Raw genomic sequence first — 26024 nt, 5'->3', positions numbered from 1 at the left:
CAAACTGAGGGTGAATGTTATGATCAAGCGAGTATTTCAATGTATTATTTTATTTTTAACGATTACTATGTACGTATCATCTAATACTGAAGCAACAACTGTTATTCCTGCTGAATATCATCCAAATACTGAAACAACTTCTCCTACACAAAAAATTGCGTACTTAACATTTGATGACGGGCCAAACAAATATACTACACAAATTTTAAACATCTTAAAAGAAAAGAACGGAAAAGCAACTTTCTTTGTTATTGGCGGAAAAGTGCCACATTACACAAAAACGATGCAACGATTAATTAAAGAAGGACATTATATCGGGCTCCACAGCATGTCACATGATGTAAAACGCCTTTACACTGGTGACCCTTCCACTTTAATTGCAGAAATGGAGCAAACACAAAGCATTGTCCAGCAAGTTACGAAATTAAATACACATCTCGTTCGCGTTCCATATGGTAGTATGCCTTACTTAAAAAAGAATTACCGTGACGCACTTGTATCGGCCCAGTATAAAATGTGGGATTGGACGATCGATACATACGACTGGAAAAGCTATGACAATCCTTCTGCCATACTCGAAAGAGTACGTAATCAAAGTGATGAACAAGTCGAAGTCATTTTAATGCATGATTCGAGTGTAACCGTACAAATACTGCCAAAAGTAATTGATTATTTACAGTCACAAGGATACAAACTTCTTCCCTATAATCCTTCTTCTCATCTCAAGGTGAATTTTTGGAAAGACACAAGATTGTAACAGCTTTAGTGCCTATGTGCTAAAGCTGTTTTATTTTTCTCTTCCCACCCTTCCCATTTTTGTGTAAAATTTTAAATAGTGATGAAGTTTCGAGGTGAATAGAAATGAAACGAATAGATCTCATTTTTAACGCAATACAAAAAGGCAATTATACAGAAGGTGTAACCGCATCAGAACTCGCTACATTTCTGCAACTAGATCGCGCCAATGTAAGTAGCGATTTAAACAAACTTGTAAAAGATAAACGTTTATTAAAAACAAATACGCGACCTGTTCGTTTTTACATAGAAACGAACACTTCGTTGGAAACGCATTCAAAAGACATAACTTCATTAGATACATTTGCAATTGAAAATACGAGCCTTAAAATTGCAATTGAAAAAGCGAAAGCTTCTATTCTCTATCCTCCAAACGGTATGCATACTTTACTACTGGGAGAAACAGGGGTCGGAAAGTCTATGTTTGCTTCTTTAATGCACGAATATGCAATTGAAGTTGAACAGCTTCCCAAAGATGCACCATTTATCGTCTTTAACTGTGCTGATTACGCAAATAATCCACAGCTACTACTCGGGCAATTATTTGGGATTAAAAAAGGAGCTTATACAGGAGCAAGTGATCAAAAAGGGTTAATTGAAAAAGCACATGAAGGAATTCTTTTCTTAGATGAAGTACATCGCCTGCCTCCAGAGGGACAAGAAATGCTTTTCACCTTTATTGACCGCGGAGTATACCGCCGCCTTGGAGAAACAGAGAACGAACGTAAAGCACAAGTATTAATCATTACTGCAACAACAGAAGAACCAAATTCATTTTTATTAAAAACATTTACAAGACGTATACCAATGACTGTTACGCTGCCACCACTTCGTGAGCGTACACATAAAGAGCGCTTTGCTTTACTACAGCTATTTTTCACAAATGAAGCAATTCGTCTGCGAAAAGACATTCACGTTAGCCCAAATGCAATGCGTGCTTTCGTCTTTTACAATTGTCCCAATAACATTGGTCAATTAAAAACAGATGTTCAAATTGCCTGTGCGAAAGCCTATTCTGATTTGGTCACAAAGAAACGTGATTCTGTCTATGTTTCAAGTACAGATTTACCTTGGTATATGAAAGAAGGATTGTTCATTGAAAGGAAGAGCCGTCACTTATACCAAATACCAAATGAAACATTTGTATTTACAGGTGAGGAAGGTTGGAGTAATCATAAAACAGAAGATGAAAAACGCTCTTCTATTTACGATTATATTGATTATAAATACGAAGAACTTCAAGCACGTGGTATTGAAGAGGAAGAATTAGAATTACTAATAGAAAATGATGTTCAAAGCTTTTTCGTACAATATTTTAACCAAATATCAAAAAAAACAAGCCATGAAAATGTTTTTAAAATTGTGGATCGTAATATCGTTTCCGTATGTGAAAAAATAGCGGAACTTGCTGAAAAACATTTATCTAAGACGTTTGATGAAAAAGTATTTCTCGCTTTAAGTTTACATGTACAGACAACTCTACAACGTTTACAAAGCGGAAAACAAATACATCACCCACAATTAAATCAAATTCGTACGAAATATAAAGAAGCTTTTTCCGTAGCTATGCAATGCATTCAACTACTGGAGGAAGAATTACAAATAACAATGCCTATTGATGAAGCTGGCTTTTTAACAATGTTCTTCGTTGTTGATCCAATTCCTGCCTCACAAACAGAAGTAAAAGTATTAATATTAGCACACGGTAATGGCATCGCAACTGAAATGGCAAACGTCGCAAACGAACTTCTCGGCATTGAGGAAGTAACCGGTATTGATATGCCGTTACACGAATCACCGAAAGATTTCTTGGAACGTGTGAAAGTGTATATGAAAACACTACAAAATGTAAATGGGCTTCTCTTACTTGTCGATATGGGGTCACTTGCTTATATCGGTGACATATTAGAAACGGAGTTCAAAATCCCTGTACGTGTTCTCTCGATGACGAGCACACCACACGCACTAGAAGCAGCTCGAAAAGCTCAGCTCGGTTATTCATTAGATGCGCTGTATGAAACAGTAAAAAATTTAACACCATTTTACTTAAACGTACAAGAAGAAAAGAAAAAACCTCTCTCTCCAATGAAATCTGTTATTTTAACAGCTTGCTTAACTGGTGAAGGAAGTGCTTTAGCTATTCAAAAAATGTTAGAGAACTATTTACGATTTGATAAAGACTTAATTGAAATTATTCCGATTAGTATCGTCCATGAAAAAGATTTAACGAAAATGATTGAGAACATAAAAAAAGAGCGTAACATCATTTGTATCGTCACGAATTTCGATGTGCAAGTACCATGCTTAACATATCATTTCCAAGACATCGTAAACTACACAGCGATTCAGCCCATTCAAGAATTAATTACGTATGAAGAAACATATGCAAAAATGGCGGATATTCTTGAACAACAAATGCAGCGTAACGATGGAGCATTACTAATCAAAACAATTCGTTACGCATTAAATACAATTCAGGAATTAATTTCCTTACAGCTAACTCCTGATAGCTTAATGGGTGTTATTCTGCATATGAGCTGTATGGTTGACCGTCTTCAAAAAGGAGAAAGCCTTCTTCCTCACCCTGATAAAGAGAAAAGAAGACAAGATGAGTACTGGATGTATATGAAAGTAAAAAAAGCGTTGCAACCAATTGAAAACACATTTGAAATACAAATACCTGATGACGAAGTATTTTATGTTATGGACTTCTTTATTAAAAATCAGCCTGTTAAAAATTAATTGAGGCAATTTTTTAAAATATCGACCGTAACGTGAGTTATATCAGCGATTATTGAAATATATCGGCGCAACTCAGATTATATCAGCGATTTTCAAAATATATCGGCGCAACCCAGATTATATCAGCGATTTTCAAAATATATCGATTTACCGACAATAATCGCTAAAACTAGCACCTTATATAATGAGAAAAGGCTGTTCCAACATATGGACAGCCTTTTCCTCTATTTCTTTACTTTTCTAACTCGCCCTCTTATTTCTCCTCTTTTTTGTGATTTCGTATGGACATTAACATATACATTTGCTTGAATAATTTCTTGAAGTAAATGTACAAATGATTTCCCTTGTAAAGGTCCCTCAAAATCCTCTACATTCACTACACCAGTAATACTTCCCTCGTTCAAGCTAATCCCTTGCTCCAGTGGACCATACAAATATAAAACAACAGGACCAATTTGAGTAGACTTCCCTAAATGAATTTGACACGATGTAACCTTTTCTATATTTTTTAGTATTACTCTGTAATGCAATTTCGTTAAATCATCATTAAAAATAAACTCTGCTACCCCAAAAGCTTCTGTATTTACAGGAGGCACTTCCCTCTTACCTGTTAACCTGGCAAAGAAATGTGTTGTCATAAGGCATTCTCCTTATATAAATTTCCCATCACTACTTCTACTACTTTATGGTTTAGACATAATCATTTATGACTTTTTCAATTTTAATTACAAAGAAAAGATTCACAAAATCTTTACATTGTAATTGTTCCTGTAGATTGAAAGTCTCTTGTATAATGCACATAGAAAAACATTATAGGAGGTTCCATTGAAAACTAACAAATACACTTTTCATACATTATTAGAGATTTTTCTCGTCTCATTTAAATTAGGACTTACTTCATTCGGCGGTCCTGTCGCTCATCTCGGCTATTTCCACCACGAATACGTGCAAAAAAGAAAATGGATGGATGAACGAAGCTATGGAGATTTAGTAGCACTATGTCAATTCCTTCCCGGTCCTGCCAGCAGTCAAGTCGGTATGGGGGTTGGATTATTACGGGGCGGGCTATTAGGAGCTATTATTTCATGGATTGGATTCACTTTACCGTCTGTGCTTGTTTTGATTTTCTTCGCCTCATTCCTTAATCAGTTCGATCTTGGAAGTGCTGGCTGGATTCATGGACTAAAACTTGTAGCAGTCGCTATTGTCGCTCATGCCATATGGGGAATGGCGCGAAAGTTAACTCCAGATCGAAACCGTGCAACAATTGCGATTGTAACTGCCGCAATCGCCTTATTATGGCCAAGTAGTTGGACACAAGTCATCCTTATTATAATATGTGGCTTTATCGGTTGGTTTTTATATCGCAACCAACCAATTAGCCAATCTCAAAATATAAAAGTACCTATTTCAAAAAAGATAGCAGTTTCTTGTCTCGTCTTATTCTTTGGACTATTACTACTGCTACCAATATTAAGACCGTTCTCTTATTACATCGCTTTATTTGACAGTTTCTATCGCTCTGGCGCACTTGTATTTGGAGGAGGACACGTCGTGCTGCCCCTTCTTGAAGGTGAGTTCGTACAAAACGGAATGATGACGAAAGAACAGTTCCTAGCTGGATACGGATTAACACAAGCAGTACCAGGACCACTATTTACATTCGCCTCTTATATAGGAGCAGTGTTAAACGGGACGCTTGGGGCAACAATCGCAACAATTGCGATTTTCCTCCCTGCTTTCTTACTCGTTATTGGTGTTTTACCATTTTGGAACAGTGTGAGAAAAATATCATTCATACAAGGCGCACTACTTGGTGTTAACGCCGCAGTTGTTGGTATTTTAATTGCCGCTTTTTACGATCCCATTTGGACGAGTACAATTATAAATGCTTCAGATTTCGTTTTCGCTTCGCTTCTTTTTTGCTTACTAGCTTTTTGGAAAGCACCGCCTTGGGTTATCGTTATACTTGGAGCTTTTGGCGGATATATTCTATCCATTTTGTAAATAAAAAACGACGGCATGATGTAGCCGTCGTTTTTCTATTAAAACTTCACAAGTTCTATCCCTTCAGGCAACTCACTCTCTGTTAAAATACGCAATTCCTTCACACGATCCATTACGTAAGAAGAACGCTTCACAAGCTCTGGATCAATATAAGCTGGATGAACCATAATTTCTACCGTTTGTTCACCTTGTACTCTTTCTTTTAACTTCACAAAGTAATCTTCCGTCACACCATCCGCATAAAAGTCACTGTAAAATACATCAGAAAATGGATGCATCGCTCTATCTTCCCCACAACGACGAATTGGAACATTATATTTAGCTGCTAATCTCTCAAGAACATCGTGTAAGATCGGTAATCCGTGTACATGATGATGACTATCTAAATGAGTTGGTGTTAATCCGTAAGATAGGAATTTCTCAATTTGAGCAGTCCACTCTCTCTCAACTTCTTCTGGATTTATATTCCCTTCCCTTACAACACTTTGTTTATGAAACGATCCGTCGCTACCTACAAGTGATGGTACGTCTCCAAGAAGTGGTTCCCCTGCTGTTAATACGAGATGTACGCCTACTCCGAGTAGGTTATACTCTTTCGCTAAGCGTACCGCATGCTCTGTTCCTGGCATATTCATCATCATCGTCGTTGAATTTACAAGTCCATTTATATGACCATCAATAATGCCGTAATTTGTACCTTCTGTAAGACCGAAATCATCTGCATTTACAATTAACTTAATCATCATAATACCTCCTAATAGAATAAAAAAAGCGGGCTAAATAGCGCCGCTTTTACTTCTCTACCTTTTTAAAGAACTGTGGAAGATACTCTTTATGTGCTTCCAACATTTCATCTAAAATTTGTTTTGCAACTTTATCTGATGGTACAAGTGGATTGATTGTCATAGCAAGCAGCGCCTTATGATAATCCCCTGTAACAGCAGCTTCAATTGTTGTGCGCTCGAATGATTTAATTTGTTGTACTAAACCGCGAACTGGTACTGGAAGATCTCCAACTGCAATTGGTTTTGGGCCTTCTTTCGTAATAATACAGTTCACCTCAACAGCTGAATCATGTGGTAAGCTTGCAATTGTTCCGTTGTTTCGTGTATTAACAGGCTGGATATCACCTTTATTATTGTAAATAGACGTAATTAAGCTACATGCTGCATCACTATAATAAGCTCCGCCACGTTTTTCTAATTGTGGTGGTTTAATATCTAAGTTCGGGTCTTTATATAACTCAAATAAATCATTTTCTAATTGTTTTACTACTTCTGCACGTGTACCTTTTTCAACAGAAGCCTCTTTCTCTTCTTCTAACATTTCACGTGTTTTGTAGTAGTAACGATGGTATGGACATGGAATTGCACGAAGTCCGCGAATAAAGTCTGGTTCCCAGTTAAGCGCTGCGATATTTTCCATCGTAATTTGCTTTTCTGGATCTGTCACAAGCTCTAACACACGATCCATTACACTTACGCCATCTAAGTATACATCTAGTCCGTATACCATATGATTTAAACCTGCGAAATCAACGTGGACACGACTCGCATCTACTTCAAGTAATCTTGCAAGACCCATGCGGATTCCGATTGGAACGTTACATAGACCAACTACTCTTTGAATATTTGTATAACGAAGGACAGCTTCTGTTACCATACCAGCTGGATTTGCAAAGTTAATTAACCATGCATTTGGACAGAGCTCCTCCATATCTTTACAAATATCTAAAATAACAGGAATCGTTCTCAACGCTTTAAATAGACCACCAGGACCATTTGTTTCCTGACCGATTACATCATATTTTAATGGGATTGCTTCATCTTTTGCACGTGCTTCTAATAAACCAACGCGAAGTTGTGTTGTTACGAAGTCTGCATCTTTTAATGCCTCACGGCGATCAAGTGTTAAATGTACCTCGATTGGTAAACCTGATTTTTTCACCATACGTTTCGCTAAGTTACCAACTATTTCCAACTTTTCTTTTCCTGCCTCAATATCTACTAACCAAATTTCACGAACAGGAAGCTCGTCATAACGCTTAATAAATCCTTCAATTAACTCTGGTGTATAACTAGATCCACCGCCGATTGTAGCAATTTTAATTCCAGTCATGCTTTATTCCCCTTTCGCTTCAAGCTTTTTATAAAGATCGATAAACTCTGCTGCTAATTCTTTCACTGTAATCGCATTCATTAAATGATCTTGTGCGTGAATTAAAAGAACACTAACCTCTGTTTTTTCTCCTCTTGCTTCTGATTGTATGAGCTCTGTTTGAAAATGATGCGCTTCATTAATCGCTTCTTTCGCCTTTACCATCGCTTCATCTGCTTCTGCCATTTTCCCCTGTTTGGCAAATTGAAGTGCCTCCATCGCAAAGCTTCGTGCGTTACCACTATTTAAAATCAATTGGAATGGAATTTGTTCTGCTGTAGTCATCATAATTACCGCCCTCTCTATAAGGTTCAACCGATTTAAATACCCATTCAGTTTGAACATGTCTATTAAAGTATGAATTTATTAATGATAGTTTAGTGTTCATATAGATGTTTTTCATCTTTTTGAACATGATATAAAGGTAATTATTCTGACGAGCTATAGGAACTCGCCAGAATAATATTTTTTAAAGTGATACTGAATTGTCGCTTCCTTTTGTTTCAGCTTTTGCAGCCTGTACATAAGTACGGTCACACATTAATACGAATGGATAGTAAATTACTACCGCAATAGCAAAGTTCACCACTTGTAGTGCTGCACCAGCGATGCTTCCGCCCGATACAAGATAACCACTAAAGATTGGTGGCATTGTCCATGGAACTAACGCAACTGTTTTTGGTACCCATCCTAAAGTGATTGCTGTATAAGAAGTAATAACTAATACAACTGGTGTAAGTACGAACGGGATAATTAACGTTGGGTTTAATACAATTGGCGTACCGAAAATAACTGGTTCGTTAATATTAAAGAAACCAGGACCGATAGATACACGGCCTACACCGCGAAGCTGCGCACTTTTCGCTACAAGCATTACTGCCACTAAGAACGCTAACGTTGCACCCGATCCCCCGATATATACGTATACATCAAAGAATGGTTTTGTGAAGATATGCGGTACGTCATATGCAGACATACCATCATTAAATAATTTCATATTTTTCTCTAATGCTGGTAAATAGATTGGGTCAATAATCCCCCCAATAATATTTGGACCATGTAATCCGAAGAACCATAATACGTGAATAAGTAGAGCAATAATAATTGCACTTGGTAATGTACCCGCTAAACCTTGTAATGGTAATTGAATTGTTTCAAATACCATTTTATGAATGCTTGTTCCCGCAAGTTTCACAGCTAATTGAATACCTGCTGTTACAATCAAAATAACGAATGCTGGAACTAACGCTGCGAATGATTTCATTACTGCCGGTGGAACACCATCTGGCATTTTAATTGTAATATCCCTTTGAACAAAGAATCTAAACACTTCTGTTACAAGAAGAGCCACTATAATGGAAACGAATAGACCTTGTGCCCCTGTCCACGCTAAATCAATACCGCCTTCTTTTGGCGTTGTCGGAGAAATAATAATTAATGCACCGAATGTAATGATTGCTGCTGACAACGCATCGACGCCGTAAGATTTCGCTAAATTGTAACTTATCCCAACTGCGACTATGAGGGCGAGTATAGCAAAGGAACCAGTCCACATACCGCCACCGACATCTTTCCAAGCGTCACCAAATGTGCCCTTCATAAAGTTTTGGAAAGCATCAATTGGTAAGTTATTTATAAGTACTGCAAATGATCCAACTAAAATAAGAGGCATAACTGCGATAAATCCGTCACGGATTGCAACTAAGTGGCGCTGCGATCCAATTCTACCTGCGACTGGAACTAAATATTTCTCCATAAATGCAATAAACTTTTGCATTTCGCTTCCCCCCTAATTATTTTTTAAGTGTTAATGCGTGATCTAAAACTGCTTCTCCATTCATCATGCCGTAGTGCATTGGATTGATAACGTCGATTCCAACGTTTTTCTCATCAGCAAGCGTTTTCATTGAAGAGAGCATGTAACGAACTTGTGGTCCTAGTAATAACACATCTGCTTGATCGATATTCGTTTTTACTGCATCCCCAGATACAGCCCAAATCTTGCCTTCTAGACCGCGAGCTTTTGCAGCCGCTTCCATTTTTGTAACTAGTAAACTTGTAGACATCCCTGCTGAACAACATAATAAAATATTCATTTGAAAATCCCCCTTGTGTAGTATAAAAAATTTATGTTTATTTATTTTTCTTTACGCTATTTATTAATGCAATTAGCGTGCCAACTTTTTAAAACCACTAAAATCAGTGCTTTTTCGAGCATTTTCTTTGTGTGTTAACGCTTCCAATTAGTGTGTCGTCCAAAAAACACACAGTGTGTTATAAAACAACACGCTTTTAACACATAACTGTATGAAAATAGATTAGTGTTTAGTTGTCTAGTTGTATTCAATATGAAAAAACACTAAAAAACTTTTTCAATGAAAAATAATTCATTATTTTAACCCACTATTTAGTGAAATAAAAAAACCTTGCATAAGCAAGGTTCATTCATCCACCGACATCTTCCTATATAACTCTACAAACTCACTCGCTAATTCTTTCACCGTAATTGCATTCATTAAATGGTCTTGCGCGTGTACCATTAAAAGAGTAACTTCGGTCTTTTCGCCACCAGCCTCTTTCTGGATAAGCTCCGTTTGTACGCGGTGCGCCTCCTTTAATTCCTCTAGTGCTTCTTGTAATTTAGCTTCAGCTTCTGTAAACTCCCCACGCTTCGCACAATCAATTGCTTCCATTGAACAACTTCTCGCGTTTCCCCCATGCAAGATTAAATGAAAAGCTTTCGTCTCTATCGTATCCATTGTAGTTCTTTACTCCCCCTTTTCTTCTGCCAGTTTTTGTTTATCCCATATTTTTAAGAACGGTAAATAAATGAAGAATGCTAACGCAAAGTTAACAAGTTGCAAAATAACACCTGAAATTTTCCCGCCCGATCCTAAATATCCACTAAAAAGAATAGGTGTCGTCCAAGGTACAGCGGCCCCACTCGGACGTGCGACCCATCCCCATTCCATTGCAAAGTAAGAAACAATCGTTAGCACGACTGGAACTAATATAAATGGAATTAGTAAAAGTGGGTTCATCACAATCGGCATACCAAAAGTTACCATCTCATTAATATTAAATATACCAGGTGCAATTGACAATCTCCCTAAACTTTTTAATTGTTGACTTCGTGCAAATAGTAACATTCCGACAACTAGAGCAAGCGTTGCACCAGAACCGCCCATATAAATCCATAAGTCAAAAAACTGTGCCGTAATCGTATTTGGTACATCTTGCCCAGCTTGAAAAGCAACTCGGTTTTGATCCATTAACGACAACCAAACGGGGCTCATTACACCACCAACAATAGTAGCACCATGAATTCCACACGACCAAAGAACATGAACGAGAATAACTGCTATTATTGCGCCCCAAAGACTAGCACCAAGTACACTAAGCGGTTCCTGTAAAATTTGTCCTACAATATTATGGATACTGCCAAAAGAAGTATTTTCTATAATTAAGCGCAAAATCCAAATAACTGTGACAACAATAAATCCTGGAACAAGTGCTGCAAATGAACGCGTGACAGCTGGTGGAACTGTCTCTGGCATCTTTATAATTATCTTTTTTTGTACAATAAACCGATAAAGTTCAGTAGATATAAGTGCAATAATCATTGCTACAAATAACCCTTGGCTTCCCATTAATGCAGCTGGGATAGCGCCTTCTACAAGTACACTCTCTTTTGTACTTGGTATAATATATGCAACTTGAAATGGAGTCACAAGTAAAAACGTCACAAGCGACAATGCCCCGGATGCTAAAGCATCCACTTTATAATACTCTCCAAGCCTGTAAGCGATTCCAAAAACAGCTATTAAAGCCATTATATTAAAAGTTGCACTAACTGGATACCCTAAAGCTCTCTGCCAATTCTGCCCAAACAAACCTGCCATAAACTCGTTATATCCCGGTATCGGTAGCGCACTAATAATAAGGAAAAATGATCCAATAATTAAGAACGGCATCGTTAAAATAATTCCATCTCGAATCGCTTGTAAATGCCTCTGCTCTGCAACCTTCCCTGCTACCGGCATCACGTACTTCTCTAAAAACCGTATCATCTATCCCACTCTCCTCATGATTTCATTGACAAAGCTGCTTGCAAGATAGCTTCTCCATTACAAAGTCCGTAATGGACGGATTGAATGACATCAACAGGTATCCCTTTCTCCTTACATAATTCTTTCATTTTCGGTAATAAATAACGTACTTGTGGTCCAAGTAAAAGAACATCCGCTTTATCAATATGACTATTCACTTCAGAACCTGATACTGCCCAGATTTTTACTTCTATCCCTCTTGCCTCTGCTGCTTTCTCCATTTTTGTAACAATCAAACTGGAAGACATTCCCGCTGCACAGCAAAGTAAAATATTCATCCCGCTTCCCTCCCCTTTTTCTCTACCTAAGTTATGGTGCATCCCTTGCCACCACTAGGTTACAAATATATATGTCTAGATTTCCTGCTGTATGCCGAGCTTAAAAACAAAAATTTCTTCGTTTTCACGCTATTCCATTTATCCGTATTCTCCTAGTAAAGAGGACGCTAACTCGCTATAATAATTCAGTATGATTTTTTTAATTGCTAGGAGGATATATTTATGAAGGCATATCGCTTTCCACTTATTTTATTATCTTCTATCCTAATTGGTGGTTTCATTGGTTATTTCATGGGTGCCGATGCAGTTGCTTTAAAGCCGCTTGGTGACATTTTCTTAAACTTAATGTTTACGATTGTTGTACCTCTAGTGTTCTTTAGCATCGCATCGTCTATTGCTAATATGGATGGATTAAAACGTTTCGGTAAAATTATGTCTAGTATGGCTGGAACTTTCTTATTTACAAGTATTTTAGCTGCTATTTTTATGATTATTGTCGTGAAAGTATTCCCGCCAGCACAAGGTGTTGTACTAGAACTAACACAACCTGACAAAGCCGGCAAAGCTGTTAGTGTTGCAGATCAAATCGTCGGTATTTTAACAGTATCTGACTTCTCGAAGTTACTATCTCGTGAAAATATGTTAGCTCTTATTTTCTTCTCTATCTTAATGGGGATTGCAACTTCAGCAGTTGGCGAAAAAGGAAAGCCATTCGCTACATTCCTACAAGCTGGTGCAGAGATTTCAATGAAGGTTGTATCTTTCATTATGTACTACGCCCCAATCGGACTTGCTGCTTACTTCGCAGCATTAGTTGGCGAATTCGGACCACAACTTCTTGGAACTTACTTCCGAGCAGCAATGGTATACTATCCTGCTTCTCTAATTTATTTCTTTGTATTCTTCACGTTCTATGCATACCTTGCAGGTCGCAAACAAGGTGTACAAGTATTTTGGAAGAACATGGTCTCTCCTACAGTTACATCACTTGCAACTTGTAGTAGTGCCGCAAGTATTCCAGCAAACTTAGAAGCAACGAAGAAAATGGGTATTTCTTCAGACGTTCGTGAAACAGTTGTCCTTCTTGGTTCTACTCTTCATAAAGACGGCTCTGTTTTAGGTGGCGTATTAAAAATTGCTTTCTTATTCGGTATTTTCAACATGGAATTCGAAGGACCGAAAACATTAGCAATCGCACTTGTTGTTTCTCTATTAGTAGGAACAGTAATGGGCGCTATTCCAGGCGGCGGTATGATCGGTGAAATGTTAATCGTATCTCTATACGGTTTCCCGCCAGAAGCACTGCCAATTATCGCAGCAATCAGTACAATCATTGATCCTCCTGCAACGATGTTAAACGTAACAGCAGATAACGCTTGTGCCGTAATGACAGCTCGCCTTGTAGAAGGTAAGAACTGGATCAAAAACAAATTTGCTTAATAAATAGAAAGAGGATGCTCGTTTTGAGCATCCTCTTTCTTTGTTGTTAATCCATTCCGCCACAAATTTGTTAAAACCTTCACAAATATTCCACACCTCTTATCCATTCTCCGTACTATAATCATGTATGGAAAAGGAGATGGATCTAATGACTCAAAGCGCACCAGAATTTAAAGTTTTGCAAAGCATTGCATTTCTCGCTGTCGTTTTGCAAAGTTCTTTATTATATACAATGAATCAAGGAAATGTCTTACTTGAGCAATCCCTCATTATGGGCATGCTATTTAATCTTGCAAAATTCTCAGCACCAGCATTCATATTTATCGTTGGATTTCACTTAATTCGTCACTATACAAAGCAATTAGTATATAAAGAATATATTTCCGAAAAAGCGATACACTTACTCATTCCTTATTTCTTTTGGTCTATTCTTTACTTATTAACAACAAATGATCTTATTACGTTACAAAGTGGAATAAAAAGTTTATTACTCGGAACAGCCGCTCCCCATCTTTGGTACGTTATTATGATGTTCCAAATTCACTTATTGTTCCCTTTACTATGCACACTTTTTTATTGGTTTCAAAAACGAACAGAAAATAAAAAAGACATATATAAATATATGACCTTTTTTGCTTACCTATATTTTCTATTAATGTGGTTCTCTTCTCACTATATTTTTAATGGAGAAAAATTAACAAGTTCAACAATTTTAAATTATACAGATCGATCATTTCTATTCTACTCATTCTATTTCGTTATGGGCGGCATTGCCGCTGTAGCACTAAAAACGTGGCGTCTATTCGTCATGAAGCATATCCCGCTTATAACAATATTATTTTTCATCTTATTTTTATTCATCAATTATGAGTTGTTTAGTTTTTACGGAGCAAACTCTATTCATTTAACTGTTTCTACCTATTTAAAACCATCTATGTTTTTATATATCGTATGCGAAATTATCATACTGTATGTGTTATCTATTATGATAGTACAGCGTCGTGGTTTCTTATATAAAACGTTACGTTTCATTGGAAATTACACGTATGGTGCTTATTTAGCTCATTTATTCTTCTTGCAACTATGCACAAAACTTCTTTCCTTATTCACGCTGCAAGAAAATACTATATTATATAGCCTATTACTATTTGTGTTAACGGCTATTATCTCTATTTCAACAATGGTCATTTGTAGCACAATACCATTTCATACTTGGATTACAGGTCCTTCTCCTACAACAAAGATGAAATGGACGAAGGTTGTATTACGAAAAAATCATAAAAAACTATTCAAGCCATATATTTGATATAATAATACGCATATAAAAAGAAAGCGAGAGACACCTATGATTAATCAAGTTGGACAAATTATGCTATATGTAAATAACCAAGACGAAACAGTACAATTTTGGACAGAAAAAGTAGGGTTCCAAATCATTGCGGAAGAAAATAACGGAAACGGATTCCGCTGGATTGAAATTGCACCGGCGAAAGAAGCAGGAACAAGCATCGTCCTTCACGATAAAGCGTTAATCGCGAAGATGCAACCTGAACTAAACCTAAATACACCTTCACTTATGTTCTTCTCAAATGACTTAGACCGTCTATATAAAGATCTTTCTGAGAAAAATGTCACAGTTGGACAGGTTGTAGATTTACCTACTGGTAGAGCATTCAACTTTGCTGATAATGAAAATAATTACTTTGCAGTAATGGAACGCAAATAAAAAATAAGCTATCCGAAAAAATCGGATAGCTTATTTCATTTTAAGAAACTTGTTCTACATTCGTTTCTCTATGCTGTATATGACTCGTGATCCAAGCAATTCCACCGGCAACAACGAGATAACATAACAATATTAAAATTTGCATTTGTAATTGCGACCAATCTCCTAAAGAAATAACATCTTGTAATCCTCTAAGAGAATGAGACATTGGGAGAAACTGTCCAATTTTGCTAAGAACAGCTATGTTTAATTCTCCTGGGAAAGTACCTCCGCTCGTCGCTAATTGCAGGACAAGAAGCGTTACCGCTAAGAACTTTCCAACAAGACCAAATACTGTTACTAACATAAGAATAAATGTCATGAACGTAAAGGAAATAACAATACTTGATAAAACAAAAAGTGGCACACTTGCAACTTCTAATTTCATAACTCCTAGCACAACTACATCTACGAGTAGCGCTTGAATGAGTCCAATTAAATATACCAATCCTAGTTTATTAATAAAATGTACCGTTCCGCTTACCTTCATGTTTTGTCTGCGGCCAAGAGGTAAAATATTCGATGCCATAATTCCGCCAACATAAAATGCAAGTGATAAGAAATATGGTGCAATGCCTGAACCGTAGTTAGGAACGTCAGAAACTGTTGACTTCACTAACTGAACTGGCTCTGAGAACATCGTATTGCGTGCATCATCATTACGAACATCCGCTATCTTCTCTGCGCCCTCTCCTAATTTCGTAGAAAGTTCTTTCGCACCATCATCAAGTTTAACAAGTCCATTTGTTAATTTACTAGCACCGTTATTCAGCTCCGTTCCACCACTCGCAAGCTGATTTACACCTTCTTGCAGGGATGTAAATCCATTTCCCCACTTCATAAATCCATCAGCCAAATTCGATGCACCATCTGCTATCTTTTTCGTTCCAGCAGTAGCTTCATTTAACTTAAATCCGAATGTATTCATGCCTTCTTCAATCTTATGTTGACCATCAGTTAGCTTCTTCGCACCTTGTGTCAATTGTTGTTGGCTATTATTTAAAGTACTTGTTGCTTTAGCTAGTCCATTAGACGTAGCAACAATTTTTTGAAAAGCGGGATCTTGCTGCACTTCTGGATGATTTTTCACGTACTCTTCTAATTGTTGTTTCACACTATTTGCCGCATTGTCCGCTTTCGCTTGCCCTTCAGCAAGTTTTTCATTTCCATTCACCCATTCATTTGTACCAGCACTTAATTCACTAATTCCTGATTGTAACGTTTTTTCACCTTGTGCTAATAACTCCATACCACTATGAAGTGATGTCGCTCCTTGACTCAGCTCATTTGCTCCCCCCGTTAAGGCAGATTGGCTAGACGCAAGCTTGTCACTTCCTTCTTTCAATTTCGATGTCCCGTAACTTAAACGATCAATACCATTCGCAAGCTGATTCGCTCCATTTTTTGCATCGGTCGTTCCTTCATGTAACTTCTCAGCACCATTACTTGCATCACTCAACCCTTGTGCCAAATCTTGAAACTTTGAAAAAACACCTTCTGTATATGATTTCGTAATACTGTTTGAGATTTTTGTTTTCATATTTTCAACAGCTGTCGTTCCAATTTGAGCCGCTACAAAGTTTTTACCTGGATTTACTTTGTACTGCAACTTTGCTGGCTCTGGTTTCTCATTCATAAGTGTACTTACCTTTTTAGAGAAATCTTCCGGAATCGTAACAACCATATAATATTTATCTTCTTTTAACCCTTCATCCGCATTTTTTTCTGATACGAAATGAAAAGCCAATTCCTTATTCTCTTTTAAATTTTTAACAAAATCGTCTCCTGCATGAATTGTTTTTTCATCCATCGCAGCGCCCTTATCTAAATTCACAATCGCAACAGGTAATTTATCTAATTTTCCGTACGGATCCCAATATCCAGCTAAAAAGAATCCTGAATAAATTAACGGAACGATTAATAAAAAAATTAAAGCGATACGTCCATGTTTATGGTGCCACATCGCTTTCCAATCTTTAAATATAAGTTTAATTCCCTTCATGAAACATACTCCTCTTCTAATTTAACACCCTTCGAATGGTTTAACAGATTTACTATACACGTCACTTTAGATACTGTATAATACATCTTTAATTATTAATTCATTCCTTTTGGTCTATAGAAAGGAGACTCGAAATGGAACTGCTCCAGTTAAAATACTTTCAGACAGTTGCACGACTAGAACACATGACAAAGGCAGCTGAAGAATTGCATATCGCGCAACCTTCACTCAGCAAAACAATCGCTAGACTCGAAAAGGATTTAGGAGTCCCTTTATTTGATCGCCAAGGCCGACAGATTACTTTAAATTCTTTCGGAAAAGTATTTTTAAAACGAGTAGAACGTATTTTTCATGAATTAAGCGAAGGGCAACGAGAAATTAAAGATTTAGCCGAATTACAACAAAGCTCTATTACACTGGCCGTTTCTATTCCAAGAATATTACCAGAACTACTTGGCTCTTTTTTACTAGAACATCCTAACGTTCGGTTCCAACAATTTCTTGCATCCACTCCTTCTATGAAACGACAACTAGATAATATAGAAATTGACTTTTGTATCTCCTCTGTGCCAATTGAAGGGGAAGAAATTGTTTGGGAACCACTTATTACAGAAGAAATTTTCTTAGTCGTCCCTTCAGGCCATCGTTTATCAGGTCGAGAAAATATCCACCTGCATGAAGTAAAAAACGAATCGTTTATTAGTATGAACACTGGCTATGGATTTCGACACTTAACGGATGAATTTTGCAAAGAAGCTGGTTTCACTCCGCATATTGCTTTTGAAGTAGATGAACCGACCGTGATTAGCGACCTCATTAAGCAAGGTCTCGGCATCGCTTTTGTTCCAAGTTTAACTTTATTAAAAAACTCTACTTTAGCATCAAGCAAGTTGCGTATTATTGAACCCAATTGTCAGCGAACCATCGGATTAAGTTGGTCAAAAAAACGCTACTTATCAAAAACAGCTCAGCAATTCCGTGAATTCGTGATTGATTACTTCTCCAACATTAGGACGTAAAATTATATCAACAAATAAAAGTTGCCACCCTCATATGGTGGCAACTTTTATTGTTCACTCTTTTTTAATTCCATTTCAGCTAAAAGTGGTAGTACATTATCAAAAATATGCGTATTATTATTTTCACCTGTTACATATCCACCGTAATATCTACTAAATACGTTATCATTTCGGAATGTGGCCATATGATCATACAATTCTTTCGCAAACTTTTTATCACCTGTTTGTAGTACGTACAAAATCGTTAATCCATATGCGGCTGGCGATTCATAATTCACAGTTTGTTTTCCCGTTTCTAAATTGTAACGACCGTATAGCTTTCCATCCTCCTGGAATTTCTTCTTTATAAATTCCAAATAAGCAGCTGATGAAAGACCACCTAAACTTCGATGATATGCAACGTATGATTGGTCAATAAGATTCACTTCTTTATCGTACGTAAATGTACCATCTTCTTTATACTCTTTCGGGAATGCCCAGCCATGCCTTGGATAATCCGCTAAAAATTGAACGACTTCCTGATATTGCTGAGCAGAAACTTTGTCGTACTTCTTCATATAGGAGAATGCACGTGGATTTATGTATGATGTTGTTACAAAATTATTTTGTTTCCCTGCATCTGCATCATAATAATCAACATAATAATTATCTTTTTTATTATAACGAAGTACAGCATCACTTAATTGATCGGCAAGGTTTTTATAACGCTCTTCCTTATACATTTCATAAGCACGATATAATTGTTCTATAATACGAAGATCATCTATAAGTGCATTTGTAGCTGACTGCCTCTCTCCCTTTTCAGAGAGTTTCCATAAAACGATATGATTCTTATATACGAAATTATCTTGAATAACCTTTACTTGCTCATCAAATAACGCCTGATCATCTTTATCAAGTGTATATTGTAACCATAATCCCGCTGATTCTGATAAAGCTTCACGTCCCTTTGCTTCACCCGTACCTGCCTTAGTATCTACTAAACGGTACGTGGCAAGCGTTCCATTGTCATTCACCATATGTCTTAAAATAAAATTTTCTGTACGGTTTCCTTGTAAAGCTGACCAAAATACAATTCCACCTAAAGCGATTAAGAAGATAACTCCAATCCCTATATATAAACGTTTCCGCAATCTTTTCACCTCCCTAGTAAGGCTAACCTTAATTTTATCAGAACATACATAAATTTAAAAAAGACAATCCACTAGATTGTCTCCCCCATTTCTATCCCTCGTAAACCTCTTTAGAAGGTTTATATAGCGATTGTACAAGCCGATCATATTCACGACGTGTAATCTCTTTATTATATAGCTTCAATAATAAATCTCTATGCTCTTTTGAAAATGCCATCTTTTTAATGACTTCAGGATACATAAAACACCCTCTCCATTTCACATAAACTTCTTCTTTTTGAAAAACAGAACTTATGTTCGCATAAAAGATTATAAAAGATTCCTGTAAAAAAAACAAACAAAACATGAGAAACTATTTATTTCTTTCTATTCAAAATATTACAACATTATATTATCATATTCACTTTTTAAATACATATATATTTTTGGTAGTTTTTTTGAATAAATCTTCCAATTCAATCAGAAAATAATGGCAAAAAAGAAGAGGAGTTTACATATGGATACGGTAACATTAGCAAGAGCATTTTTTGGTTCTTCATTAGCATTCCACATTATTTTTGCAACACTTGGCGTCGGACTTTCATTGATGATTTTTATAAGCGAAATACTCTATCACTGGAAGAAAGACTCCGACTATGCCATTATGGCGAAAAGATGGACAAAGGCGTTTGCTATTCTTCTCGGTGTAGCAATTCCAACTGGAACAATTGTTGGTGTGCAAATCTCACTTCTTTGGCCTGGTTTCGCCAAAATTGTTGGGCAAGTTATTTCTGTTCCCTTCCAAATTGAGATTTTCGCCTTCTTTTTGGAGGCTTTATTCATGTCAATTTACGTATATGCAGCCGATAAACTTCCTCCATTTATGAGATTAATCTCGCTATTTTTCGTCATGCTTGGTGCCACGGCATCCGCCGTGCTTATTACATCAGCAAATACATGGATGAATACACCAGCAGGCTTTTCAATGAATCCAGATGGATCTGTTTTTAACGTTAATCCGTGGAAAGCTTTCTTTAATCCAAGTTTTGGCACAAGTGCATTTCATGTCGTTATTACGGCTTATGCAACTGGTGCGGCTGTCATTGCTTCTATTGCTGGATTTAAATTATTGAAGAAAAATTTAAGTACACGTGAAATTGCTTATCATAAAAAAGGGCTGCTATTAGGGCTTGTCGTTACATTTATTACAGGCGCTACGATGTGGCTTTCAGGACATGAATCAGCGATTGCCTTACATAAACACTCACCTGAAAAACTTGCATCTGCTGAAGCTTTATTTGAAACGACATCACACGCACCGCTATCCATTGGCGGAGTTGTGGATCCTAATACACTTGAACTAAACTATGCACTTGAAATTCCAAACATGCTTAGCTTATTAGTAGGACTAGACCCTAGCACTGTCGTAAAAGGACTAAACGAATTCCCACAAGAAACATGGCCACCATTTTATACACATACACTATTCAACTTAATGGTAGGAACTGCTGCGTTTACCTTTGCTGTTGCAACAATTGCACTCTTATATTGGTATTTCGTGTACCGAAAAAAGGGAACAGAACTACCGAAGTGGCTACTTTGGGGGGCTGCCGCATGCGGACCAATTATGATGCTCGGTATTGAATTCGGATGGATTTTCAGTTGTAGCGGTCGTCAACCATGGACAATTTATGGTATGCAACGTACCGTCGATGCATCTACACGCGCTGATTTCGTCGGTCCTTTATTTGTTTTGTTCATCATTTTGTATATTGGACTCGCTATTTTAACAGTCATTGTTCTACGGACATTCTTTAGAAGACATCCATTAAAGAATGATTTACAACACCAAGGAGGCGATTCTCATGTATGAGGAAAGTATTGCAATCATCATCTTATGGGCCCTTATTTTCGTATACAGTATACTAGGGTCCATTGATTTTGGCGCTGGTTTTTGGGGCATGGTATACGCAAAACATCCGACGCTCGCTGCTAAACTTGCGAATCGGTACTTATCACCAACTTGGGAAGTAACAAATACGTTTCTCGTTTTCGTCGTTGTCGCATTTCTCGGCTTCTTTCCGAAAGCGGCCTTTACTCTTGCGACAGTAATGTTCGTACCAGTTATGTTAATTTTAGTGCTCATTGCAGTACGTAGTACATTTATGGTATTTGCTTACTCCTTGCCAAAATACCAATACCTTCTTCGGGTTATTTCAGGTATTACTGGTCTATTAATTCCAGCACTATTAATTACCGTTTTACCCGTTACAGAGGGAGCCTATATTACAATGTCTGAAGGAAAGGAAGTACTCCTATATGGAAAACTTCTTTCTAGCCCAGTTATCTACTGTTATATGCTCTTCGGACTAACTTCTGAACTATTTCTCTCCTCTCTCTTTCTTGCTGATTTTTCGAGAGAACAAAGTTCAGAAGATACGTATAGAATTTATAGAAGAAATGCTATCATCCTTGGTCCTGCAACGCTCGTTACGGCAATTATTGCCCTCGTTGTAATGGATCCAGAAACACATTGGGTTATGCAAGGATTAATAAAGCAATTCCCGTGGTTTACAGTTTCTATTGTTTTATTCGTTATCGGATACTCGTCCCTTTGGTGGACAAACAAAAAGTACAATACACTAGGATACCCTCGCATTGCCGTTTTAGCTGTCGTCGCTCAATATGCATTTGCAAGCTATGCTTACGGGGTCGCGCATTTACCGTATATTATTTATCCTGACGTAACTGTATTTACAAGCTTTACAACGAAAGAAACGTTCTATGCACTGCTCATTCTATACGCAATTGGGATTGCAATTTTATTACCAGGATTTATTTTCTTCTGGAACTTATTCTTGAAGGATCGTACTTTTTTGAAGGAAAAATAATATAGCATTGGAGTCTGTTCCAAAAGGCATTTTGGGATGGGCTCCTTTTGTCGTGTTTTGTCGATAAGTCGATATATTTTAAAAATCGCTGATATATTTTGAGTTGCGCCGATATATTTCAATAATCGCTGATATATTTTAACTTGCGCCGATATATCTCAATAATCGCTGATATATTTTAACTTGCGCCAATATATCTCAATAATCGCCCATATAAATTTCATTTACTATCTTACTGCCCAATAATTTATAGACTCCTCTCATAATAGTTATTTCACTATTCGTGACACTTGTCCTTTAGCATGAAAAACACATATTCGGTTCATCTCGTTATACGTCTAGTTCTTCTTATTTTTTGCTGAATATACTACCAATATAAACTTGAGACAAGCTACATCTGTTCAAGGGAAAATAGAAAGGTAGGCAAAATATGAGCATTGAAATATGGATTACTATTATTGTATTTTTCTTAACGATGATCGTTATCTTTTGGCGACCTCGCGGCTTAAATGAGGCATGGCCAGCAGCAATCGGAGCTGGTATCATCATAATTACTGGACTTGTATCAAAACCAGACATCATGGATATTATAAGTAAAATTGGCGGTGCTTCCATAACAATATTAGCAACTATTGTTATGGCAGTTATATTAGAAAGCTTCGGCTTCTTCCATTGGTCCGCAGCGAAACTGGCAAATCTAGCGAAAGGTTCTGGACGCCGTCTATACTGGTATATTCAATTATTATGTTTTCTTATGACTCTTTTATTTAATAACGACGGTAGTATTTTAATTACAACTCCCATTTTAATTCTTCTTCTAAAAAACCTTCAATTAAAACCACATCAACAAATTCCTTATTTATTAAGTGGTGCTTTAATCGCTACGGCATCTAGTGCACCAATTGGTGTAAGTAATATCGTAAATTTAATCGCATTAAACATCGTCCATATGACTCTTTATATGCATACCGCTATGATGTTTGTACCTGCAACATTAGGCTTATTATTTATGTCATGGCTCATGTATACAGTTTTGAAGAAAAAACTTCCGAAAAAATTACCTGTTTCTTCATATGATATTGAAGAAATTTTCTTCACGAAAAACTTCCATCCACTAAAAGGAAATAATTCTGTCGATACGAAACAAAAACGGACAAGATTCATGTTAAAAGTATTAGGTTTCGTCTTCCTGATGCGCTGTCTTCTATTCGTTGCATCCTTCTTATCCATCCCAATTGAAATCGTTGCAGTACTTGGTTCACTCGTTCTTCTCATTTGGAGATGGTACTACTTACGAACAAATCCTGTCGACATTTTGAAAAAGACACCGTGGCACATTTTAATTTTCGCCTTCTCTATGTACGTCATTATTTACGGACTACACAACGCAGGATTAACAGCTGCACTTGTACAATGGCTCGAGCCAGTTGTGAATCAGCATCTACTCTATGCTAGCTTTGCAATGGGCGGACTTGTATCCATCCTCTCTAACGTCTTCAATAACCATCCTGCCCTTATGATTGGTACAATCACATTAACAGAAATGGGACTAGATCCAGTCACATTAAAAACTATCTATCTTGCAAACATCATTGGTAGTGACATCGGTTCACTATTACTACCAATTGGTACGCTAGCTTCACTCATTTGGATGTATATTCTGAAACAAAACAAAATTAAAGTAAAATGGAAAGACTATTTAAGTGTATCCCTTATCGTTATCCCGCTCACAACAGTCGTCACACTATTCCTCTTATTCTACTGGGTACATCTCTTCTTCGCCTTATAAACAACAGAAGCCCCATTTGCTACCGTCTTAGCAAATGGGGCTTCTTCTATAATAAAGTTAGGTACTACAGTGTGATCAATCAAGTAAAGAGGTGTAACATGTTATTGATATAAATGACTACCAGCTTCTTTAAATTCTTCTGCTTTCTCTTTCATTCCTTTTTCAATTGCTTCTGTCGTTTCTAAATCATTTTCTTTTGCATATTCACGAATATCATGTGAAATTCTCATACTACAAAACTTCGGTCCACACATTGAACAGAAGTGAGCTGTCTTTGCCCCTTCTGCAGGCAACGTTTCATCATGATATTCCATCGCACGTTCAGGATCTAAAGATAAATTAAATTGATCGCGCCAACGGAATTCGAAGCGTGCTTTTGAAAGTGCATCATCACGCTGATGAGCCGTTTTATGTCCTTTCGCAAGATCAGCCGCATGCGCTGCAATTTTGTACGTAATAACACCCGTGCGTACATCATCTTTGTTTGGCAAACCTAAATGTTCTTTCGGCGTTACATAACAAAGCATCGCTGTTCCAAACCAGCCAATCATCGCAGCTCCAATTGCAGATGTAATATGGTCATAACCTGGTGCAATATCTGTCGTTAGTGGCCCAAGTGTGTAAAACGGCGCGCCCTGACAAATATCAAGCTCTTTCTCCATATTCTCTTTAATTAAGTGCATCGGTACGTGTCCAGGTCCTTCAATCATAACTTGCACATCATGTTTCCAAGCAATTTTTGTTAATTCACCAAGTGTTTCAAGCTCAGAAAACTGTGCTTCGTCATTTGCATCTGCAATAGACCCTGGACGTAATCCATCTCCAAGAGAGAACGAAACATCATACTGCTTCATAATTTCACAAATCTCTTCAAAGTGAGTATATAGGAAGTTTTCTTTATGATGGAATAAACACCACTGTGCCATAATCGAACCACCGCGCGAAACGATACCTGTCGTACGCTTTGCCGTGATTGGAATGTAACGAAGCAATACACCAGCGTGAATCGTAAAGTAATCAACGCCTTGCTCCGCCTGCTCAATTAACGTATCACGATATACTTCCCACGTTAAATCTTCTGCAATTCCGTTTACTTTTTCCAGCGCTTGATAGATCGGTACAGTTCCAACTGGTACAGGCGCGTTACGAATAATCCACTCACGCGTCGTATGAATATTTTTACCTGTAGATAAATCCATAATCGTATCCGCACCCCAGCGCGTTGCCCATGTCATCTTCTCTACTTCTTCTGCAATCGAAGAAGATACAGCTGAGTTTCCGATATTCGCGTTTACCTTCACATGAAAATTACGCCCGATGATCATCGGTTCAGCTTCTGGATGATTAATATTCGCTGGTAAAATAGCGCGGCCTTCTGCGATTTCCTTACGAACAAACTCCGGCTCTACCCCTTCACGAATCGCAACATATTCCATCTCAGACGTAATAATGCCATTACGTGCATAGTGCATTTGCGTAACATTTGCACCTTGCTTTGCTCTAAGTGGCTGGCGATCCATTTGCGGGAAAACAGGTGTATGCTTCGAAGCTACTTTCACACCGTCATCCTCTGGTTTCACTTCACGCCCTTCGTATGCTTCTACATCACCACGCCCCATAATCCAAGAGTGGCGCGGCGTTGGAATTCCTTTTTCCAACTCGACCTTATACGCAGGATCTGTATAAGGACCGCTCGTATCATACACACGGATTGGTGGATTTGGAACGCCATTCGTTTCGCTTTGTTCAATCTCACGCATCGGCACTTTCATACCTTCTCGTGGTCCATCCACATATACTTTCTTACTCCCTGGTAAACTCGACTTCAATTCAATTTGCTCAGCTGAAACAGATTGTTTCATAAATTTTGTTGCCCCCCTGTTCGTGACAAGGACAAGATATGGCCAGCGCATGCCAA

At 37.4% G+C, this 26024-nt stretch carries 23 protein-coding genes; 10 read left to right on the top strand and 13 right to left on the bottom strand.

Annotation, left to right across the window (positions count from 1 at the left end; genetic code table 11):
• Positions 1-19: 19 nt before the first annotated feature.
• Both D1166_RS19610 and D1166_RS19605 read left to right on the top strand, forming a co-directional pair.
• Complete coding sequence (locus D1166_RS19610) at positions 20-757, top strand: polysaccharide deacetylase family protein (protein WP_000597152.1); 738 nt, start codon at positions 20-22, stop codon at positions 755-757.
• A 104-nt stretch (positions 758-861) separates the two neighbouring features.
• The gene (locus D1166_RS19605; protein ID WP_000820967.1) at positions 862-3537 is read left to right on the top strand and encodes a sigma-54-dependent transcriptional regulator; all 2676 of its coding nucleotides are present in this window, start codon (positions 862-864) and stop codon (positions 3535-3537) included.
• A gap of 224 nt (positions 3538-3761) precedes the next feature.
• Here the strand turns inward: D1166_RS19605 and exsM are convergent, their stop codons facing one another.
• Positions 3762-4175: an exosporium regulatory protein ExsM gene (gene exsM, locus D1166_RS19600; RefSeq protein ID WP_098595741.1), complete on the bottom strand. Its 414-nt coding sequence runs from the start codon at positions 4173-4175 to the stop codon at positions 3762-3764.
• 187 nt (positions 4176-4362) lie between these two features.
• Here exsM and D1166_RS19595 point away from each other — a divergent pair, with 187 nt between their 5' ends.
• Positions 4363-5544 (top strand): chromate transporter, encoded by a 1182-nt coding sequence (locus D1166_RS19595; RefSeq protein ID WP_098595742.1) that lies wholly within the window; start codon positions 4363-4365, stop codon positions 5542-5544.
• A gap of 38 nt (positions 5545-5582) precedes the next feature.
• Here D1166_RS19595 and chbG read toward each other — a convergent pair whose 3' ends face one another.
• The 8 genes from chbG to D1166_RS19555 form a co-directional block, all read right to left on the bottom strand.
• A complete protein-coding gene (gene chbG, locus D1166_RS19590; RefSeq protein WP_098595743.1) occupies positions 5583-6287 on the bottom strand; it encodes a chitin disaccharide deacetylase in 705 nt (234 codons plus the stop codon).
• Between the two features lie 49 nt (positions 6288-6336).
• A complete protein-coding gene (celF, locus tag D1166_RS19585) occupies positions 6337-7662 on the bottom strand; it encodes a 6-phospho-beta-glucosidase (protein ID WP_000145762.1) in 1326 nt (441 codons plus the stop codon).
• Positions 7663-7665: 3 nt separating this feature from the next.
• Positions 7666-7989: a PTS lactose/cellobiose transporter subunit IIA gene (locus D1166_RS19580; protein WP_000989055.1), complete on the bottom strand. Its 324-nt coding sequence runs from the start codon at positions 7987-7989 to the stop codon at positions 7666-7668.
• Between the two features lie 181 nt (positions 7990-8170).
• Entirely contained in the window at positions 8171-9478 is a 1308-nt protein-coding gene (gene celB, locus D1166_RS19575; RefSeq protein WP_001168848.1) for a PTS cellobiose transporter subunit IIC, read from the bottom strand.
• Between the two features lie 16 nt (positions 9479-9494).
• Complete coding sequence (locus tag D1166_RS19570) at positions 9495-9797, bottom strand: PTS sugar transporter subunit IIB (protein WP_001023567.1); 303 nt, start codon at positions 9795-9797, stop codon at positions 9495-9497.
• Positions 9798-10142: 345 nt separating this feature from the next.
• Entirely contained in the window at positions 10143-10460 is a 318-nt protein-coding gene (locus D1166_RS19565; protein ID WP_000379645.1) for a PTS sugar transporter subunit IIA, read from the bottom strand.
• Positions 10461-10469: 9 nt separating this feature from the next.
• Positions 10470-11771 carry a PTS cellobiose transporter subunit IIC gene (gene celB / locus D1166_RS19560; protein WP_118043396.1) on the bottom strand — a complete coding sequence of 434 codons (1302 nt, stop codon included), beginning with the start codon at positions 11769-11771 and terminating at the stop codon, positions 10470-10472.
• Between the two features lie 14 nt (positions 11772-11785).
• Positions 11786-12088, bottom strand: coding sequence for a PTS sugar transporter subunit IIB (locus tag D1166_RS19555; protein WP_098595760.1), 303 nt, complete (start codon positions 12086-12088; stop codon positions 11786-11788).
• 222 nt (positions 12089-12310) lie between these two features.
• Between D1166_RS19555 and D1166_RS19550 the strand changes: the two genes are divergently transcribed.
• The 3 genes from D1166_RS19550 to D1166_RS19540 all read left to right on the top strand — a co-directional run bounded on the left by D1166_RS19550 (position 12311) and on the right by D1166_RS19540 (position 15254).
• Positions 12311-13528 carry a dicarboxylate/amino acid:cation symporter gene (locus tag D1166_RS19550; RefSeq protein ID WP_000649376.1) on the top strand — a complete coding sequence of 406 codons (1218 nt, stop codon included), beginning with the start codon at positions 12311-12313 and terminating at the stop codon, positions 13526-13528.
• A gap of 148 nt (positions 13529-13676) precedes the next feature.
• Positions 13677-14834, top strand: coding sequence for an acyltransferase (locus D1166_RS19545; protein ID WP_098595745.1), 1158 nt, complete (start codon positions 13677-13679; stop codon positions 14832-14834).
• 39 nt (positions 14835-14873) lie between these two features.
• A complete protein-coding gene (locus D1166_RS19540) occupies positions 14874-15254 on the top strand; it encodes a VOC family protein (RefSeq protein ID WP_000610162.1) in 381 nt (126 codons plus the stop codon).
• 40 nt (positions 15255-15294) lie between these two features.
• Here D1166_RS19540 and D1166_RS19535 read toward each other — a convergent pair whose 3' ends face one another.
• A complete protein-coding gene (locus D1166_RS19535; RefSeq protein WP_118043395.1) occupies positions 15295-17295 on the bottom strand; it encodes a YhgE/Pip domain-containing protein in 2001 nt (666 codons plus the stop codon).
• Between the two features lie 134 nt (positions 17296-17429).
• Here D1166_RS19535 and D1166_RS19530 point away from each other — a divergent pair, with 134 nt between their 5' ends.
• Positions 17430-18314 carry a LysR family transcriptional regulator gene (locus tag D1166_RS19530; protein WP_118043394.1) on the top strand — a complete coding sequence of 295 codons (885 nt, stop codon included), beginning with the start codon at positions 17430-17432 and terminating at the stop codon, positions 18312-18314.
• Between the two features lie 47 nt (positions 18315-18361).
• Here D1166_RS19530 and D1166_RS19525 read toward each other — a convergent pair whose 3' ends face one another.
• Positions 18362-19447, bottom strand: a complete 1086-nt coding sequence (locus D1166_RS19525) for a hypothetical protein (RefSeq protein WP_001231668.1) — start codon at positions 19445-19447, stop codon at positions 18362-18364.
• 91 nt (positions 19448-19538) lie between these two features.
• Complete coding sequence (locus D1166_RS31335; protein WP_000283181.1) at positions 19539-19688, bottom strand: hypothetical protein; 150 nt, start codon at positions 19686-19688, stop codon at positions 19539-19541.
• A 255-nt stretch (positions 19689-19943) separates the two neighbouring features.
• Between D1166_RS31335 and cydA the strand changes: the two genes are divergently transcribed.
• The 3 genes from cydA to D1166_RS19510 all read left to right on the top strand — a co-directional run bounded on the left by cydA (position 19944) and on the right by D1166_RS19510 (position 24106).
• Positions 19944-21299, top strand: coding sequence for a cytochrome ubiquinol oxidase subunit I (cydA, locus tag D1166_RS19520; RefSeq protein WP_118043393.1), 1356 nt, complete (start codon positions 19944-19946; stop codon positions 21297-21299).
• The gene (locus D1166_RS19515) at positions 21292-22317 is read left to right on the top strand and encodes a cytochrome d ubiquinol oxidase subunit II (RefSeq protein WP_000272788.1); all 1026 of its coding nucleotides are present in this window, start codon (positions 21292-21294) and stop codon (positions 22315-22317) included. Before cydA ends, D1166_RS19515 begins: the two co-directional genes overlap by 8 nt.
• A 430-nt stretch (positions 22318-22747) precedes the next feature.
• Complete coding sequence (locus D1166_RS19510; protein ID WP_000021120.1) at positions 22748-24106, top strand: arsenic transporter; 1359 nt, start codon at positions 22748-22750, stop codon at positions 24104-24106.
• Positions 24107-24207: 101 nt separating this feature from the next.
• On the opposite strand, the gene thiC is transcribed toward D1166_RS19510, so the two are convergent.
• A complete protein-coding gene (gene thiC / locus D1166_RS19505; RefSeq protein WP_000814479.1) occupies positions 24208-25968 on the bottom strand; it encodes a phosphomethylpyrimidine synthase ThiC in 1761 nt (586 codons plus the stop codon).
• Positions 25969-26024 lie beyond the last annotated feature (56 nt).

The sequence above is a fragment of the Bacillus sp. ISO11 genome (genome assembly GCF_003458115.1).
GTDB lineage: Bacteria > Bacillota > Bacilli > Bacillales > Bacillaceae_G > Bacillus_A > Bacillus_A cereus.
The sequence above is the reverse complement of the archived record's forward strand: the minus strand, read 5'-3'. Positions and strand labels throughout refer to the sequence as shown.

Excerpts from the sequence above, each read along its gene's own strand:
- D1166_RS19610 (WP_000597152.1), top strand. The coding sequence starts at position 20 with ATGATCAAGCGAGTATTTCAATGTATTATTTTATTTTTAACGATTACT.
- D1166_RS19605 (WP_000820967.1), top strand. The coding sequence starts at position 862 with ATGAAACGAATAGATCTCATTTTTAACGCAATACAAAAAGGCAATTAT.
- exsM (WP_098595741.1), bottom strand. The coding sequence starts at position 4,175 with ATGACAACACATTTCTTTGCCAGGTTAACAGGTAAGAGGGAAGTGCCT.
- chbG (WP_098595743.1), bottom strand. The coding sequence starts at position 6,287 with ATGATTAAGTTAATTGTAAATGCAGATGATTTCGGTCTTACAGAAGGT.
- celF (WP_000145762.1), bottom strand. The coding sequence starts at position 7,662 with ATGACTGGAATTAAAATTGCTACAATCGGCGGTGGATCTAGTTATACA.
- D1166_RS19580 (WP_000989055.1), bottom strand. The coding sequence starts at position 7,989 with ATGATGACTACAGCAGAACAAATTCCATTCCAATTGATTTTAAATAGT.
- celB (WP_001168848.1), bottom strand. The coding sequence starts at position 9,478 with ATGCAAAAGTTTATTGCATTTATGGAGAAATATTTAGTTCCAGTCGCA.
- D1166_RS19570 (WP_001023567.1), bottom strand. The coding sequence starts at position 9,797 with ATGAATATTTTATTATGTTGTTCAGCAGGGATGTCTACAAGTTTACTA.
- D1166_RS19565 (WP_000379645.1), bottom strand. The coding sequence starts at position 10,460 with ATGGATACGATAGAGACGAAAGCTTTTCATTTAATCTTGCATGGGGGA.
- celB (WP_118043396.1), bottom strand. The coding sequence starts at position 11,771 with ATGATACGGTTTTTAGAGAAGTACGTGATGCCGGTAGCAGGGAAGGTT.
- D1166_RS19555 (WP_098595760.1), bottom strand. The coding sequence starts at position 12,088 with ATGAATATTTTACTTTGCTGTGCAGCGGGAATGTCTTCCAGTTTGATT.
- D1166_RS19550 (WP_000649376.1), top strand. The coding sequence starts at position 12,311 with ATGAAGGCATATCGCTTTCCACTTATTTTATTATCTTCTATCCTAATT.
- D1166_RS19545 (WP_098595745.1), top strand. The coding sequence starts at position 13,677 with ATGACTCAAAGCGCACCAGAATTTAAAGTTTTGCAAAGCATTGCATTT.
- D1166_RS19540 (WP_000610162.1), top strand. The coding sequence starts at position 14,874 with ATGATTAATCAAGTTGGACAAATTATGCTATATGTAAATAACCAAGAC.
- D1166_RS19535 (WP_118043395.1), bottom strand. The coding sequence starts at position 17,295 with ATGAAGGGAATTAAACTTATATTTAAAGATTGGAAAGCGATGTGGCAC.
- D1166_RS19530 (WP_118043394.1), top strand. The coding sequence starts at position 17,430 with ATGGAACTGCTCCAGTTAAAATACTTTCAGACAGTTGCACGACTAGAA.
- D1166_RS31335 (WP_000283181.1), bottom strand. The coding sequence starts at position 19,688 with ATGTATCCTGAAGTCATTAAAAAGATGGCATTTTCAAAAGAGCATAGA.
- cydA (WP_118043393.1), top strand. The coding sequence starts at position 19,944 with ATGGATACGGTAACATTAGCAAGAGCATTTTTTGGTTCTTCATTAGCA.
- D1166_RS19515 (WP_000272788.1), top strand. The coding sequence starts at position 21,292 with ATGTATGAGGAAAGTATTGCAATCATCATCTTATGGGCCCTTATTTTC.
- D1166_RS19510 (WP_000021120.1), top strand. The coding sequence starts at position 22,748 with ATGAGCATTGAAATATGGATTACTATTATTGTATTTTTCTTAACGATG.
- thiC (WP_000814479.1), bottom strand. The coding sequence starts at position 25,968 with ATGAAACAATCTGTTTCAGCTGAGCAAATTGAATTGAAGTCGAGTTTA.